This window comes from Pseudolactococcus reticulitermitis, from assembly GCF_002260845.1.
Lineage (GTDB): Bacteria > Bacillota > Bacilli > Lactobacillales > Streptococcaceae > Pseudolactococcus > Pseudolactococcus reticulitermitis.
Genome location: NZ_BEDT01000002.1, coordinates 12,992 through 28,917 on the forward strand (window position 1 = coordinate 12,992; position 15,926 = coordinate 28,917).

A 15,926-nucleotide genomic window follows, 5' to 3' on the forward strand; every position below is an offset into this window, starting at 1 on the left:
AATCGGAGGTTTTACCAAATGACAGTTTATAATTTTTCAGCAGGACCTGCAGTCTTGCCAAAAGCCGTACTGGAACAGGCACAAAAAGAAATGCTAGACTACCGCGAAAGTGGTATGAGCGTGATGGAACTGTCCCATCGCTCCTCCGAGTTTGATGAAATTATCAAGGCTGCTGAGTTGCGTTTGCGTGACTTGATGGCAATACCAGATAACTATAAAGTCCTTTTCTTACAGGGCGGGGCGTCGCTCCAATTCTCAATGTTGCCTTTGAATTTGGCACAGAAAAAGAAAAAAGCCTATTATGTTGTGGCGGGTTCTTGGGGCAAAAAAGCTTATACAGAGGCTGTTAAATTATCGAAGACGATTGATTTCCAGCCTGAGTTGCTTGCGTCTTCAGAGGCAACTGTTTATAATCAGATTCCGACTTTTGATGCGGCAAGGCTTGATCCAGAGGCGGCTTATGTCCATTTGACGACTAATAATACGATTGAGGGGACGACGATTTATGACTTGCCTGAGACGAATGGTGTGCCAATTGTGGCGGATATGAGTTCCAATATTTTGGCAGTTCGTTATCACGTTGCTGACTTTGGCTTGATTTATGCTGGGGCACAGAAAAACATCGGGCCAGCTGGTGTGACGATTGTGATTGTTCGCGAAGATTTGCTCAACGATGAACCAGTGCTATCAAGCATGCTGGACTATCGCATTCAAGCTGATAACGGCTCGCTTTATAACACCCCACCGACTTACGGCATCTATATGGCGCGTCTTGTCTTTGACTATGTGGCGAGCCTTGGTGGAGTTGATGCCATGCAAGCTAAAAATATCGAAAAAGCTAACTTGCTTTATGACTTTATCGATCAGTCTGAGTTTTACTCTAATCCCGTTGCCAATAAAGCTGACCGTAGCATTTGTAATATTCCATTTGTGACGCCGTCAGATGACTTGGACAAGCTGTTTAACAAAGAAGCGCTGGAACATGACTTCAAAAATATCAAAGGTCACCGCTCAGTTGGGGGCATGCGTGCGTCGATTTATAATGCCTTTCCACTTGAAGGGGTGCAGGAATTGGTCGCCTTTATGAAAGCATTTGAGGCTAGAAATTCAGGCTAAGTTTGATTGCGTTAATGGCGCAGTTCAGTTAAAAATAGAAAGCAAGTAGATGACAACATTTTCAGTAAAAACTTACAACAATATCAATAAAATCGGGCTCCGTGAGCTTGGCAATGCCTTCCAAATTGATGGCGATCATAAGGACAATCCCGATGCCTATATCATTCGCTCTGAGAACTTGCATGGCACTGATTTTCCAGAAAATCTCAAAGCCATTGCTCGTGCGGGTGCCGGAACCAATAACATTCCGATTGATGAGGCGACGGCAAAAGGAATTGTCGTGTTTAACACACCGGGTGCGAATGCCAATGCCGTGAAAGAGGCCGTGATTGCCTCAACGCTAATGAGTGCCCGTGATTATATCGCCGCTAATGAGTGGGTCAATGGCTTGACTGGTGATGATGTGCCGAAACAAGTTGAGGCAGGTAAAAAACAATTTGCCGGCTCTGAAATCACAGGCAAAAACTTTGGTGTGATTGGTCTTGGGGCGATTGGTGGTCGGATTGCTAATGATGCCTATCGTTTAGGTATGCACGTTTACGGTTACGATCCATATGTGTCGATTGAAACTGCTTGGAATATTTCAAGCCACGTCCGTCGGGTCAATGACATCAAGGATATTTTCAGAAATTGTGATTATATTACGATTCACGTGCCGTTGACAGATGAAACCAAGGCGACATTTAACCGTGAGGCGTTTGATCTTATGGGGAAAGACGTGACGATTATCAACTTTGCGCGTGGAGAGCTGGTTGACAATGACGCTTTGTTTGATGCCATTGAGACAGGTGTTGTCAAGCGCTATATCACAGACTTCGGAACAGAAGACTTGCTCAATCAAGAAAACATCACTGTCTTACCCCACGTCGGTGGCTCGACTGAAGAGGCGGAGCTTAACTGTGCCATTATGGCAGGTCAAACGATTCGTCGTTTCATGAAAACAGGTGAAATCATCAATTCTGTCAATTTCCCGAATGTCAAGCAGGACTTGACATCGCCATTCCGAATTACCTTAATTAACAGTAATGTGCCGAATATCGTTGCACGTATTTCGACGCGTGTATCGGAAGCAGGCATCAACATTTCAAATATCATTAATCGCTCTAAAGGCGACCACGCCTATACTTTGCTTGATTTGGATGAATCAGATGAAGCGAAAGTGAAAGCACTTGCTGCTGAGTTTGATAGCTCAGACAATATCGTGAAAGTTAGGATCATCAAAAAATCATGAAAACATTTTACTGGTACCCCAAATGTTCAACTTGTCAAAAAGCGCATAAGGAATTAGCCGCGCTTGGTGTGACGGTGGAAGACATTGACTTAAAAACTGCGCCACCAAAGTCAGAACTCATCTTATCGTGGCTTGAAAATTCAGGCTTTGATAAAAAGAAATTTTTCAATACGTCTGGCATTAGTTATCGTGAACTTGGCTTGAAAGATAAGATTGCAGCTCTCTCACTTGAAGCGGCAGCAGACTTATTAGCTTCTGATGGGATGTTAATCAAACGCCCAATCTTACTAGATGAAAACGGTAAGATTTTACAAATCGGTTATCGGACGCCATATGAAAGCTTGTTAAACTAAAAAATAGAAAATCGCAAGAAAACGTTGATTTCTTGCGATTTTATATTGATGTGGGAGAATGTCATACACATAAGGCACAATCTTCTCGCTTTTAAGTTCATCAAGTGATGACAGCCAAATATAGTTTTGATGCTCTTCTGGATCAAGCTTGATATTAAGTGTCTCACAGGCGCTTATCGTTGCGTCGTAGACTAATCTCGTGAAAACAGTCTTTTGAGGCACATCATAATGACTATCCTCATGAATGATTTTGCCTAAGGCAATGGTTAAATTAACCTCTTCCATTGCCTCACGTTGCGCACCTTGTTGCGGTGTTTCACCCGGCTCCACACTACCACCAGGAATGTCCCAGTAAGAAGGATAAACATTTTTCTTCCCTCTTTTAATATCCGTTCTTTGGATTAGTAAATATTGATTATCTTTCTTGATGAGTGAGTGGGCGATTAATTTGACAGTCATATTTTTTCTCTAGATTTAAATCTCAATTTCAAGTAAAATTGGCGTGTGATCTTGTCTGGCACCGGAGTCAATCATTTCTGATTTGATCACTTTGTCAGCGATGCTTGCTGACGTTAGCCAGTAGTCAATCCGCCAACCTGCATTATTGATTTTACTGGTTTTAGAGCGCTGCGCCCACCAAGAATAGACATTTGGCACTTGCCCATGCACATGGCGGAAGGTATCGGTAAAACCTGCAGCAAGCAAGTTAGTGAAGCCTTGACGTTCTTCATCGGTAAAGCCTGGAGAATTGCGGTTATTATTAGGATGCGCCAAGTCAATTTCAAAGTGGGCAACGTTATAGTCGCCTGTCGCGATGACAGGTTTTTTTGCGTCCAATTCAAGGAGATAATCGCGGTATTTTTCGTCCCAAATTTGGCGTTCTGCCAAGCGTTTCAAGCCGTCACCCGCATTGGGCGTATAGACTTGGGTCAAGTAGAAATGATCAAATTCAAGCGTGATAATGCGACCTTCACTATCCATTGTCGAAGGGGCACCGATTTCTGGCGTTTCAATGGTAACAGACAAATCTTGTTTGTAAAGAAACATTGTCCCGGCATAGCCTTTACGAGCTGGCTCAACGGATGAGCGCCAAGCGACGGCATAGTTAGGGAAGCGGTCGGCGAGAATCTCTAGGTGTTTTTTGGTCGGGCCTTTGGCAGAGAGTTTGGTTTCTTGCAAGGCGATGACATCAGCTTCCAAATCTGCGAGGTTTGTTAGGACGGCTTGCGAGAGTTGGGCGCGTGGGGAATCGCTGGTTAAAGCAGCATTTAGGGAATCAATATTCCATGAGATAAATTTCATTTTCATAGGTTTTATTATACCAGAAATTGAAGGGATTGACTGGTTTTGTCGCTTTTTAGAGTTGATTTTTGAGGAGAAGAATCGATCAAGGAAGACTTTATAAACGTTGTTGAGCAGTGGGAAAGCTTACTCATAATCTCAATGCGCATCTTTTATCAACTATTTTCAACCTGTCTAACCGCTAAAAATATGGTATAATTATAAGGACGAATTTTTCAAAAACGTCGCATCATTTGCACGATTGAAAGGGCTACAATGACTAACCAAAAAGAAACTTTTTACATCACCACACCGATTTATTATCCATCTGGTAAACTCCATATCGGAAATGCCTACACAACAATTGCTTGTGACGTATTGGCGCGCTATAAACGATTAATGGATTTTGATGTGTTTTATTTGACTGGCATAGATGAACATGGTCAAAAAATTGAAGAAAAAGCAAAAGAGCTAGGCATTTCACCGCAGGCATATGTGGATGGCATGGCAGCTGATATTAAAAAATTGTGGGCAACGCTGGATATTTCTTACGACCATTTTATTCGCACGACGGATGACTATCATGAAAAAGCGGTTCAAGATATGTTTGAGCAGTTGCTGGCGCAAGATGATATCTATCTAGGGGAGTATGCGGGCTGGTACTCTGTTTCAGATGAAGAGTTTTTCACAGAGTCGCAGCTTGCTGAGGTTTTCCATGATGAGGCGGGTAATGTCACAGGTGGGAAAGCATCGAGTGGTCACGAAGTCGAGTGGGTCAAGGAAGAATCTTATTTCTTCCGCATGGGTAAATATGCTGAGCGTTTGCTCGCTTATTATAACGAACATCCAGAGTTTATCCAGCCTGAATCTCGCAAAAATGAGATGATTAACAACTTCATCAAGCCGGGTCTGGAAGATTTGGCAGTGTCGCGGACATCCTTTACTTGGGGCATTCCAATTAAATCAAATCCGAAACATGTCGTCTATGTCTGGCTTGATGCCTTGACCAACTATATCACAGCGCTCGGCTATGGTAGTGATGATACGACGAATTTCGATAAATTCTGGCCTGCTAATGTCCACATGGTTGGTAAAGAAATCGTGCGTTTCCATACCATCTACTGGCCAATCATGCTGATGGCACTTGGTTTGCCATTGCCTAAGCAAGTTTTCGGACACGGCTGGTTGCTCATGAGAGATGGCAAAATGTCTAAATCTAAGGGCAATGTCGTCTACCCAGAAATGTTGGCCGAACGTTACGGTCTCGACGCTTTGCGTTATTATCTCATGCGTGCTGTACCATTTGGGAGTGATGGCATTTTTACACCGGAAGATTTTGTCAACCGTGTCAATTATGACTTGGCAAATGACTTAGGAAATCTCCTTAACCGGACGGTGGCCATGATTAACAAGTATCAAGCGGGTGACATCCAGACGCCACAAGCACAGACAGCCTTTGATAAGACACTGCAAGCTGTCATTGAAACAGCCATCGCGGACTATCATGCGGCAATGGATAAGATGGAGTTCAATGTTGTGCTCAATGAAATCTGGACGATTATTTCACGTTCTAACAAATATATTGACGAAACAACACCGTGGATTTTAGCTAAAGATGAAAGCAAATCAGCTGAGTTAAATAGTGTTATGTACCATTTAGCTGAAAGTTTGCGCATCGTTGCTGTTTTGTTGCAACCCTTTATGCGTGCGACATCTCAAGCGATTTTTGCGCAACTCGGTCTTGACTTGACGGAGCCGAAATTAACAGATTTGGCATTTGGTCACGAGTTTATAGCACCAGTAGTCAGCAAGGGTGAGCCAATCTTCCCACGTTTGGACGCGGAAGAAGAAGTCGCTTATATCAAGGCGCAAATGCAAGCGACATCGCCAGTCGCTGAAACGACAGAATTTGACCCAGAAGCAACGACTTTAGTCTCTGAGAAAAAAGCCATTAAATTTGATGATTTTGAAAAAGTTGAGCTCAAGGTGGCAGAAGTGATTGCGGTTGAAAAAGTCGAAGGGTCAGACAAACTTTTGAAATTTGAACTGGATGCAGGCGATGAAGGCCACCGTCAAATTTTGTCTGGTATTGCGAAATTCTATCCCAATCCGCAAGAATTGGTCGGCTTAAAATTGCAAATCGTCGCCAATCTGAAACCGCGTAAGATGATGGGCTTGCTCTCACAAGGCATGATTTTGTCAGCAGAATCTGACGATAAATTGACCCTCTTGACAGTGGCACCAGAGGTTGCTAATGGTAGCATTGTAGGTTAAGTGACATGAAAAGTATCACTGAAATTTGTGAGTTGCTGATTCTGGCCATGAGTACGGTCGCCGTTTTGGTCTTGATTTCTGGTGTGGTCAAAGCAACAGTCAAGTTTGTCAAAAATGAAGTGAGCCATGCTGATAAGGCAAGTGTTTTGCGCATTATCAAAAATGAGCTGGGTGCTTACGTCCTATTTTCGCTAGAAATTTTGATTGCGGCGGACATCGTTGAAAGTATCATCAAACCAACCTTTGAAGATATTGGCAAACTGGCGGCTTTAGTGGTAATTCGGACGGTCATTTCTTACTTTTTAGGTAAAGAAATTGATCAGGAAATAGAGAGTAGATGAAATAAGGAGGCGACTCCTTATTTTTGGTATATAAATATGATGAGAGAATTGAAACAGGGCGAAGAACTGCCTTGGACGCTGTTATTAAATGCTGACCCAGATCGTGCGATTGTCGCCACTTATATGGCAAAGTCTCGTGTGTTTGTCGCTGAAAATGGTGATCAGGCGATTTTAGGCGTGTTGGTGCTGATGGCATTGCCAGAAGACCACCACTATGAAATCATGAATGTGTCTGTTGACCCAGCGCACTTTAGGCAAGGGATTGGCAGATCGATGATGAGATTTGCGTTTGCGGACATCCAGGCGCGTGATACCCAAGCCGTGATTTGGATCAAAACGGGCGATTTGACGGTTGAGGCGATTGGTTTATATGAATCCGTCGGCTTTAAAATTGTTGACGTGGTCAAGGATTATTTTATTGACCACTATGCTGACCCGATTTATGAAAATGGTCAATTATTGCGCAATCAAGTAGTGATGAGGTTAGGTCAATGACTTTATACGATGATATAAAAGCTGATTATTTTAATGTATCACTGACTGGTCATGTGTTTGCGGATGTCAAAAATGTTTGTGACGCCAATCAAGCAACCCATGCCTACCTTTGGTCGCACTTGCTCAATGTCGCCAATGAGGCGAAAAGTTTGGCTAAACGCTTTAACTTGGATGAAAACGCCGCGTTTACGGCTGGGTTATTGCATGATATCGGTGGGCTAGTGCCGAATAGCAAAAGAGTTGCACTTGCTGAGGCGCTTGGGATGGATGTTTTGCCAGAGGAACGCAGAGTGCCCATGCTTTTACATGGCAAATTTTCAGCTTATTTTGCCAAAGATATGTTTGGTGTGACAGCACCAGAAATTTTGAGCGCCATTACCTATCATACAACCCTCCATGCCAATCCAACAGACCTCGAAAAAGTCGTTTGTCTGGCGGACAAGGTCAAATGGGATGGGGACGGCACACCGCCTTATCTAATAGACTTAATGCGTGCTTTTCATCACTCACTTGATGCGGCGACAAAATTTTTTATCGATTATTTGTATCACAGTGATTTATTAGTCCTACATCCATGGTTGATTGAAGCGCATAGTTTTTACTTTGATAAGGTAGCGAGATGAAAAATCAGCATCAGCATTGGTGGGAAAGTGCGAAAGTCGGGACTTTTTGATATAATAGAAACAATGGAAACTTTACAAGAAAAATTAAGAGACTATCAGATACAGTTTAATAAGCCTGAGTTATTAGAAGAGGCTTTTACACATAAATCTTATTATTTTGAACATAAAGAGTCGAGCGTTTTTCATAATGAGCGCTTGGAATTTTTAGGGGATGCGGCACTCGGTTTTATCATTGTCGAATACCTCTATAAAGCCTATCCGCATGAGCGTGAGGGCGTTTTAACTGAAAAGAAAATTTCAATCGTTCGCAGAGAATCTCTTGCGGACTTTTCGCGTAAATTAGGGTTTGATCACTATCTGAAACTGGGGAATGGCGAAGAAAAAAGTGGCGGGCGTGAAAATGATGCCAATCTCGAAAATTTATTTGAGGCCTTTCTAGGCGCGCTTTTAATGGATAAAGACTTGGCTGCGGTCAAGCAATTTATCTATGATGTGATGATTCCTGAGATTGAAAATGGGTCTTATGACAAAGTGACGGACTATAAATCAGCCTTGCAAGAGATTTTTTATACAGCAGGTCAGATTGATCAAAATAATAAAATTCCACTCGAATATGTCATCGTGGGGCAAAGTGGGCCAGTTCATGCGCCTGTTTTTGAAGTTGATGTCGTCTTTGAAGGCAGCACCATTGGCCACGGTAAAGGAAAGTCCAAGAAAATTGCGGAGCAAGATGCCGCACGGTCAGCTTTCTTAAAGCAAAAAAATCAACAAAAGGATCAATCAGCATGTATTTGAAGCAAATCGAAATGGTCGGTTTTAAATCTTTTGCTGATCGAACAAAAATTACTTTTGACACAGGTGTGACGGCGATTGTCGGACCAAATGGTTCTGGGAAGTCAAACGTTACAGAGAGCTTGCGTTGGGCGCTAGGCGAACAGTCGGCTAAAAGCCTGCGTGGTGCGAAAATGCCTGATATTATTTTTGCGGGCACGCAAAAACGCCGTGCGCTCAACTATGCCGAAGTCATCGTGACTTTTGACAATGCCGATAGTTATCTGCCGAGCGAGGCAACAGTCGTGATTACGCGCCGGCTGTATCGCAATGGCGATAGTGAGTTTCTAATCAACGGCAAAAAAGTGCGCTTAAAAGACGTTCATGAACTCTTCACGGATACGGGTCTCGGGCGTGACAGTTTTTCGATCATTTCCCAAGGGAAAATTGAGTCGATTTTTAACAGCAAACCTGAGGAACGCCGCGCTATTTTTGAAGAGGCTGCGGGTGTTTTAAAGTACAAAAATCGTAAAAAGGAAACAGAGTCTAAGCTGTCAGCGACGCAGGAAAACATGGATCGCTTGGATGATATCATCTATGAGCTAGACGGTCAGTTGACGCCTTTGCGCGCCCAACGTGATGTTGCCCTGAAATTCCGTGACTTGGATGAGACACGCTCAAAACTTGAAATTTCGGTTTTGGTCGCGCAAATCATTGCTGAAAAAATCAGCTATGAAAGGGCGCAAGCGCAATTTAAAGAGGTTGAGCAGACTTTAGCTCAGCTTGATGCAGCGCAGGAAGTCTTTGAACGTGATGTGCTGGTCTTAAAGCAAGAGCGGTCAGCCGTAGAAAATGAGCAAGAAAAATTACAGGCAGAGATTTTACAGCTGACAACTGCCAAATCTGATTTCCAATCTAAAATTGATATCTTCCATAGTCAAGCGCAAATGTCACAAAAGTCTGCGGCAGAGCGTGAGGCACGGATTGTTAGTCTTACGACTAAAGTCATGGAGATTTCTGATGCGCTGGTAGAGTTGACCGCCAAGACGGAGCAAAATCAAGCTTTAAAAACAGACTTAGAAACGCAAATTCAGACCCTGCAAGCTAAGTTAGCTAATTTTTCAGAAAATCCTGATGAAGTGATTGAGCGTTTGCGGGCAGAATTTGTAGACTTAGTCAATCAAGAAGCGCAACTGTCTAATGCCATTACCAAAAACACCTCAGAGTTAGACAATATCAGAGCCAACGCCGCTAGTAAGTCAACTGAAAATCAAGCCTTATCTGAAAAATATGCCAGCTTAAAGATTGAGTTAGCAGCAGTAATAGAACGTTCTGAGGACTTGAAATTAGAGCTAGAACAGCTCTTAAACCAGTACAGTACGGCTGATAACCAACTTAAAACCTTAGAAACAGATATTACACAAACTCAAAATCGGCTGTTTTCTGCCATGGATGAGCTGAATAAAGGCAAGGCGCGTTTGACAAGTTTGGAAAATATCCGAGCCAGCCATGCTAATTTTTATCAGGGGGTCAAAGCTGTTTTGCAAGCCTCAGATAAATTGCCAGGGATTATCGGAGCTGTGGCTGATTTGGTCAGCTTTGACAAGCAGTATGCGACTGCCATGGATATTGCTCTAGCGGGTGGTGCGCAAAATATCATCGTTTCAGACGAACAAGCGGCTAAATCTGCCATTAATTTCCTGCGGTCACAGCGTCTCGGACGAGCCACTTTCCTGCCTTTGACGACGATTAAACCGCGTCATTTTGGGAAGACAAATCAAGTGGTTAATATGTCCGGTTTCATTGATACAGCACAGAATTTGGTGACTTATGATGCCAATATCGCACCCGCCATTTCAAACTTGTTAGGCAGTGTTTTGATTGTTGACACGAATGATAACGCGACAAAAATCGCGCGGGCGCTGAATTTCACGGCACGAATTGTTGCCCTAGATGGCACTGAAATTAGACCTGGCGGGTCTTTCTCAGGTGGTGCCAATAAGAAAAATTCGACGACTTTTACCCATGTCGAAATTGATGATTTGACGCAAAAAGTTGCCGTTTTGGATCAGACTGTTCGTGGTTTTGAAAAAGACTTGCAGGACTTGCAACATCAGAAAACGACCTTGACGACATCTCTGACTGACTTGCGTCAAAAAGGCGAAGCGGCACGTTTAGAAAGTCAAGAATATAGCTTAAAAGAACAGGCGCTCTTGGAAAGCAAGCAAGATTTGGAAAGCCGTTTGGCATTGTCCAATGCATCTGATGAACAAGTTATCATTGACAAGCTGACGTTTGAAAATGCAGGGCATGAATCTTCTCTCCTTGCCATTCAAGAACAAAAAACACAGCTTAACACCGACATTTCTGAAGTCAAAAGTAGTCAGTCACAAGTCAAAACGTTGACGGAAAACTTGCGTCAAGACTTGCAAGACAGTCAACTGAAACTTTCTGAAATCACGTCGGATAGACGCTACCAAACAGGTGAAATCAAGCGCTTAACTGCTGAGCAAGCCAATCTAGACGCTGAAATTGAGGCCTTAACCAGTCAAAATGAAAGCAATGCGTCTGATTTAGACAAGGAAACGCGTCTCGAAAGTCTGACGACAAATCTCACCCAAGTTGCGGACAAACTAGAGGCAGCTAATATTAAACTGGTCAGCCTACGTTTCGAGCGCGAAGATTTGACTGCCCAAATCGAAGATTTGGATGATGCCAATGTTGTCAATATCAAGCAACGTCAGGAATACTTAGCTCAGAAAACAAGACTGGAATTGTTCCTTGAAACGTCTGAAAATCGCTTGAGAAGTCGCCAAAATAAACTAGTCAATGACTATCAGATGAGTTTTGATGCCGCACAAGCACAGGCAGAAGACTTAGACAGTCTGGCAGAAAGTGAACGTCAGCTCCAATCATTGGAGCTACAGATCAGAAAACTCGGGCCGATTAACTTAGCCGCGATTGAACAATTTGATGAAGTCAATGAGCGCCGTGAATTTCTCAATACGCAAAAAGAAGACTTGCTCAAAGCCAAAGCCTTACTAGAATCAACAATCACTGACATGGACGATGAGGTAAAAGTCCGCTTTAAATCAACTTTTGAAGCCATCAGGACGTCATTTCAAACGACCTTCACGCAGATGTTTGGCGGTGGTCAGGCTGATTTGATTTTAACCTCAGAAGATTTGTTAGATGCTGGGATTGAGATTGCTGTTCAGCCACCCGGTAAAAAACTCGCTAGTCTCAACCTCATGAGTGGGGGGGAAAAATCCCTAACGGCGCTTGCGTTACTCTTCGCCATCATACGGGTTCGGACTGTCCCATTCGTCGTCCTCGATGAAGTTGAGGCGGCGCTAGATGAGGCCAATGTCAAACGTTTCGGGGATTACATGACGCGCTTTGATGAGAGCAGTCAGTTTATCGTCGTGACCCACAGAAAGGGCACGATGAAGGCAGCTAAAGCCATGTATGGCGTGACCATGCAAGAAGGCGGCGTCTCGAAAATCGTTTCAGTTAAGCTGAAAGATTTTGTGGCGGAAGATAAAAAATAAGAAAGAGATGCTTAACATGTCAAACATAAAATTATTAGCGCTTGATTTAGACGGCACCTTGCTCACCCACGATAAGCAGATTTCGGCCGAAAATAAGGCAGCCATTAAGCAAGCCCAAGCTGCGGGCGTTCATGTGGTGATTACAACGGGGCGCCCTTTGAAAGCCATCGAGCATATCCTGAAAGAGCTCGATTTGCTGGTGGCTTCCGAATACTCGATTACCTTTAACGGTGGTCTGGTTCAGCGCAATAACGGTGAAATTCTCTCGAAAAAAACATTTTCTTATGATGATTTAGTGGCCATTCACGAGGCGCTAACAGCACTTGACTTGCCGTTGGATGTTATTTCTGAAGGGGTCGCTTATGAAACCAACCCGAGCTCGCTCTATCAGGGGTTTAGTCCTTTTCTTGATTTTGTCGAGGGACCATTTGACACGATGCCACGTGATATTATTTTCAATAAGGCGGTCAGCGCCATTGACGCGGATTTTCTGGATCAACAAATTCCTAAAATACCAGTCGCTTTAAAGGCAAAATACGAGATTTTCAAGTCTCGGGATATTCTGCTGGAAATCATGCCCAAGGGTGTGGTCAAGTCATTTGGGCTTGAAAAATTAATAGCTATTTTAGGCATTGAGCAGTGCAATGTCATGGCCATGGGCGATGAAGAAAACGATTTGGCGATGCTAGAATGGGCAGGGCTTGGCATCGCCATGAAAAATGCGACACCAGAAGTCAAAGCCTTAGCAGATGTTGTCGCACCGTTTACAAATGATGAGCATGGGGTTGCTTGGGCAATTCAGACCTATATTTTGGAGGATTAAATGGGCTTATTTGATAAAATTTTTGGTAAAAAAGTTGCAGAACAACTCGAAGAAAATGCCTCAGCTGATATTTTTAAACTTGATTTATCAGAATCTGAGGAAGTATCAGAAACAGTCACTGATCCTGAGATAGTAGGCGACGAAGTTGAGACAGAAACTGAACAGGAAGTCGAGACTGTACCAGAGCCTGGACTCGAACCTGAAACGCCACAAGAAATCGAAGCCAAATATGAAAAATCACTGAAAAAAACGAGCAAGTCATTTGGCGCCCGTTTCAATGAATTTCTAGCGAATTTCCGTTCAGTTGATGAAGCATTCTTCGAAGACCTAGAAGACACACTGATCATGAGTGATGTCGGTGTTGATGTGGCGACACAGTTGACAGATGAGTTGCGTCAGGAAGTCAAACTCCAAAATGCCAAATCAACAGACGATGTGAAACGTGTCATCATCGAGAAAATGGTTGATAATTTTGGGGAATCAGGTCTGAATACGGCGCTCAATCTCCAAGATGGTCTGACTGTCATGCTATTCGTTGGGGTCAATGGTGTTGGCAAAACAACAACGATTGGCAAACTCGCAAATCGGTTTAAAACTGAAGGTAAAAAAGTCCTCCTCGCAGCAGCGGACACTTTCCGTGCTGGGGCAAGAGACCAGTTGGTTGAGTGGGCGCGTCGTAGTGGTGTTGATGTCGTTGTTGGGAAAGAAAATTCTGATCCAGCCTCTGTTGTTTTTGATGCAGTCAAACGAGCGCGGACAGAACAATTTGATGTCCTATTGATTGATACAGCGGGGCGCTTGCAAAATAAAGATAACTTGATGAAAGAGCTTGAAAAAATGGGCAAAATCATCAAGCGTGAGTTGCCAGATGCGCCACATGAAACCTTGTTAGCATTGGACGCAACAACAGGTCAAAATGCGATTTCTCAGGCCAAGGAATTTTCAAATGTGACACCATTGACCGGGATTGTTTTGACAAAACTGGATGGTTCAGCCAAAGGTGGTATCATCTTGACCATTCAACAAATTTTGCAAATTCCTGTCAAATTAGTGGGACTTGGCGAAGGCATTCAGGACTTGGAAAACTTTGATGAAGCGCTATTTGTCAAAGGTTTATTCCAAGATTTAATTTAGTCTAGTCTGACTAACATCGTTTACAAAACACTTGAAAAATAGTAAAATGGGAGAGTATCCTATAGTGGGATAGTGTTCAACTTATTTTAACCCATACCTGTTGTCCATGGTTAGCAAGCCATTTGGCAAGGTATCAAAAATCTCGGAGGAAGACATGTCGTACGCAAACCTGAAGTTATTTGCACTCAGCTCAAACCAAGAACTGGCCAAAAAAATCGCTAGAAACATGGGACTCGATCTCGGAAAATGCAATGTTAAAACTTTCAGTGACGGTGAAATTCAAATCAATATTGAGGAATCAGTTCGTGGCAGTCATGTCTTTCTGATCCAATCAACATCAAGCCCGGTCAACGAGAACTTGATGGAGCTATTGATTATGGTGGATGCTTTGAAACGTGCCTCTGTTGGCTCGGTCAATGTCGTCATGCCTTACTACGGATATGCCCGTCAAGACCGCAAAGCACGCCCACGCGAACCCATCACATCAAAATTGGTGGCTAACTTGCTCCAAAGAGCAGGCGTTGACCGCCTAGTGACGATTGACCTCCATGCGTCACAAATTCAAGGTTTCTTCGATATTCCAGTTGACCATCTCATGGGTGCCCCACTGATTGCAGATTACTTTGAGCGCATGGGGTTGACCGGTGCCAATGGTGATGTTGTGGTTGTCTCGCCTGACCATGGTGGTGTCACACGAGCGCGTAAATTGGCAGATTTCTTGAAAACACCGATTGCGATTATTGATAAACGTCGCCCACGTGCCAATGTGGCTGAGATTATGAATATTATCGGCGATGTCAAAGGGAAAAAATGTGTCCTCATTGATGACATGATTGATACCGCAGGGACGATTACCCTTGCTGCCAATGCTCTGAAAGAGCTTGGCGCAACTGAGATTTATGCCTCTTGTACGCATGGTGTCTTGTCAGGGCCAGCACTTGAACGCATTGAAAATTCAGCGATTACGAAATTGGTTGTCACAGATACAATCGAGTTGCCAGATAGCATTCGCCAATCTGAAAAAATTACTGAAATTTCAATCTCAGCCTTAATCGCTGACGCCATTGTCCGCATTCACGAAAATCGTCCTTTGTCACCCTTGTTCGCCATGCGTGTCAAAGCAGAAGATATTGTTTAAACGCCAGTTGGCGTTTTTTGGTAAAGTCATGAAGATAGAAGCATTAGCCAAACTATTTCCCATTAGAAGAGGCGCAAGTCAAGATGCCGCTGACCTCAACTTTGAAAGCGACGGTCAGGCTTTTCACATCGCGAAAAATGAGCTGACACCACGAGAAATCAGTCTTTTTAACGATGTCTTATTTCAAGCCCAAACCCTTGATTTCGACCAGCTATCGCACGGTACCTACCGTGTGATTCAGTTCAAATCTCAAGGTTTTGCTGACATCGCTGAAAACTTATCCCTGATTTTTCCAGGTATCGTGAGGGTCAAACAGCTTTCAGCCACCTCCGGCATCGCCATTGAAAAAATGTCGTCTGACCGCCTGAGTGAGGGAGAAATCAAGCAAGTCCTAGGGACTTTAACTCAGGATTTAGGGGTGAAATGTGACTATTATTTGGGGTTGTTTGCAGACCAGACAGAACTCAGCACCCTCTATCCGACTGAGCAAAGCAACTTTAATCAGGGACTTAGTTTTTCAGAGTCGCTCATCAAAGCAGGTTTGAACCAAATCACCAGTTCGCCATTGACCAAAATCAAGCAAGGACTTTTGACTGATATCGAGGCGCAAGATTTAATCACGCAACTATACAAAAATGACGGTAATCAGCTGAAAACAGCCAAGGCCATGTATATCCACCGCAATACCCTAACGCAGAAAATCAAAAAATTTGAGCGACAGTACGGCTTGACTTTGAACGGAAGTGATTTGGTGCTACTGTACAGTTTGATTTGATGAGCTGTAGCGACATTTGA

General features: G+C 43.5%; 15 protein-coding genes. 13 read left to right on the forward strand and 2 right to left on the reverse strand.

Features of this window, described 5'->3' with window-relative positions:
- Positions 1-18 precede the first annotated feature (18 nt).
- From serC to RsY01_RS03885, 3 genes are read left to right on the forward strand one after another with little or no spacing between them, the layout of a single operon-like run.
- Entirely contained in the window at positions 19-1,116 is a 1,098-nt protein-coding gene (gene serC, locus RsY01_RS03875) for a 3-phosphoserine/phosphohydroxythreonine transaminase (protein ID WP_094784253.1), read from the forward strand.
- 49 nt (positions 1,117-1,165) lie between these two features.
- A complete protein-coding gene (locus RsY01_RS03880; RefSeq protein ID WP_094784254.1) occupies positions 1,166-2,347 on the forward strand; it encodes a 3-phosphoglycerate dehydrogenase family protein in 1,182 nt (393 codons plus the stop codon).
- Positions 2,344-2,700, forward strand: coding sequence for an arsenate reductase family protein (locus RsY01_RS03885; protein WP_094784255.1), 357 nt, complete (start codon positions 2,344-2,346; stop codon positions 2,698-2,700). The genes RsY01_RS03880 and RsY01_RS03885 overlap by 4 nt, the downstream gene beginning before the upstream one ends.
- Here the strand turns inward: RsY01_RS03885 and RsY01_RS03890 are convergent.
- Both RsY01_RS03890 and RsY01_RS03895 read right to left on the reverse strand, forming a co-directional pair.
- Positions 2,692-3,159, reverse strand: coding sequence for an NUDIX hydrolase (locus tag RsY01_RS03890; protein WP_094784256.1), 468 nt, complete (start codon positions 3,157-3,159; stop codon positions 2,692-2,694). The genes RsY01_RS03885 and RsY01_RS03890 overlap by 9 nt on opposite strands.
- A 15-nt stretch (positions 3,160-3,174) precedes the next feature.
- Positions 3,175-4,002: an exodeoxyribonuclease III gene (locus RsY01_RS03895; RefSeq protein WP_094784662.1), complete on the reverse strand. Its 828-nt coding sequence runs from the start codon at positions 4,000-4,002 to the stop codon at positions 3,175-3,177.
- 255 nt (positions 4,003-4,257) lie between these two features.
- Between RsY01_RS03895 and metG the strand changes: the two genes are divergently transcribed.
- The 10 genes from metG to RsY01_RS03945 all read left to right on the forward strand — a co-directional run bounded on the left by metG (position 4,258) and on the right by RsY01_RS03945 (position 15,906).
- On the forward strand, positions 4,258-6,255 hold the full coding sequence (gene metG, locus RsY01_RS03900; RefSeq protein ID WP_094784257.1) for a methionine--tRNA ligase: 1,998 nt from the start codon (positions 4,258-4,260) through the stop codon (positions 6,253-6,255).
- A gap of 5 nt (positions 6,256-6,260) precedes the next feature.
- Positions 6,261-6,596 carry a DUF1622 domain-containing protein gene (locus RsY01_RS03905; protein WP_094784258.1) on the forward strand — a complete coding sequence of 112 codons (336 nt, stop codon included), beginning with the start codon at positions 6,261-6,263 and terminating at the stop codon, positions 6,594-6,596.
- A gap of 36 nt (positions 6,597-6,632) precedes the next feature.
- A complete protein-coding gene (locus RsY01_RS03910) occupies positions 6,633-7,091 on the forward strand; it encodes a GNAT family N-acetyltransferase (RefSeq protein WP_094784259.1) in 459 nt (152 codons plus the stop codon).
- Entirely contained in the window at positions 7,088-7,714 is a 627-nt protein-coding gene (gene yqeK, locus RsY01_RS03915) for a bis(5'-nucleosyl)-tetraphosphatase (symmetrical) YqeK (RefSeq protein WP_094784260.1), read from the forward strand. The genes RsY01_RS03910 and yqeK overlap by 4 nt, the downstream gene beginning before the upstream one ends.
- Positions 7,715-7,777: 63 nt before the next feature.
- The gene (gene rnc, locus RsY01_RS03920) at positions 7,778-8,509 is read left to right on the forward strand and encodes a ribonuclease III (protein WP_094784261.1); all 732 of its coding nucleotides are present in this window, start codon (positions 7,778-7,780) and stop codon (positions 8,507-8,509) included.
- Positions 8,500-12,036 carry a chromosome segregation protein SMC gene (gene smc / locus RsY01_RS03925; protein WP_094784262.1) on the forward strand — a complete coding sequence of 1,179 codons (3,537 nt, stop codon included), beginning with the start codon at positions 8,500-8,502 and terminating at the stop codon, positions 12,034-12,036. Before rnc ends, smc begins: the two co-directional genes overlap by 10 nt.
- A gap of 16 nt (positions 12,037-12,052) precedes the next feature.
- Positions 12,053-12,859 (forward strand): Cof-type HAD-IIB family hydrolase, encoded by an 807-nt coding sequence (locus RsY01_RS03930; RefSeq protein WP_094784263.1) that lies wholly within the window; start codon positions 12,053-12,055, stop codon positions 12,857-12,859.
- On the forward strand, positions 12,860-13,993 hold the full coding sequence (gene ftsY, locus RsY01_RS03935) for a signal recognition particle-docking protein FtsY (RefSeq protein ID WP_094784264.1): 1,134 nt from the start codon (positions 12,860-12,862) through the stop codon (positions 13,991-13,993).
- 154 nt (positions 13,994-14,147) lie between these two features.
- Complete coding sequence (locus tag RsY01_RS03940; RefSeq protein WP_094784265.1) at positions 14,148-15,131, forward strand: ribose-phosphate diphosphokinase; 984 nt, start codon at positions 14,148-14,150, stop codon at positions 15,129-15,131.
- Between the two features lie 28 nt (positions 15,132-15,159).
- On the forward strand, positions 15,160-15,906 hold the full coding sequence (locus RsY01_RS03945; protein WP_133063188.1) for a helix-turn-helix domain-containing protein: 747 nt from the start codon (positions 15,160-15,162) through the stop codon (positions 15,904-15,906).
- Positions 15,907-15,926 lie beyond the last annotated feature (20 nt).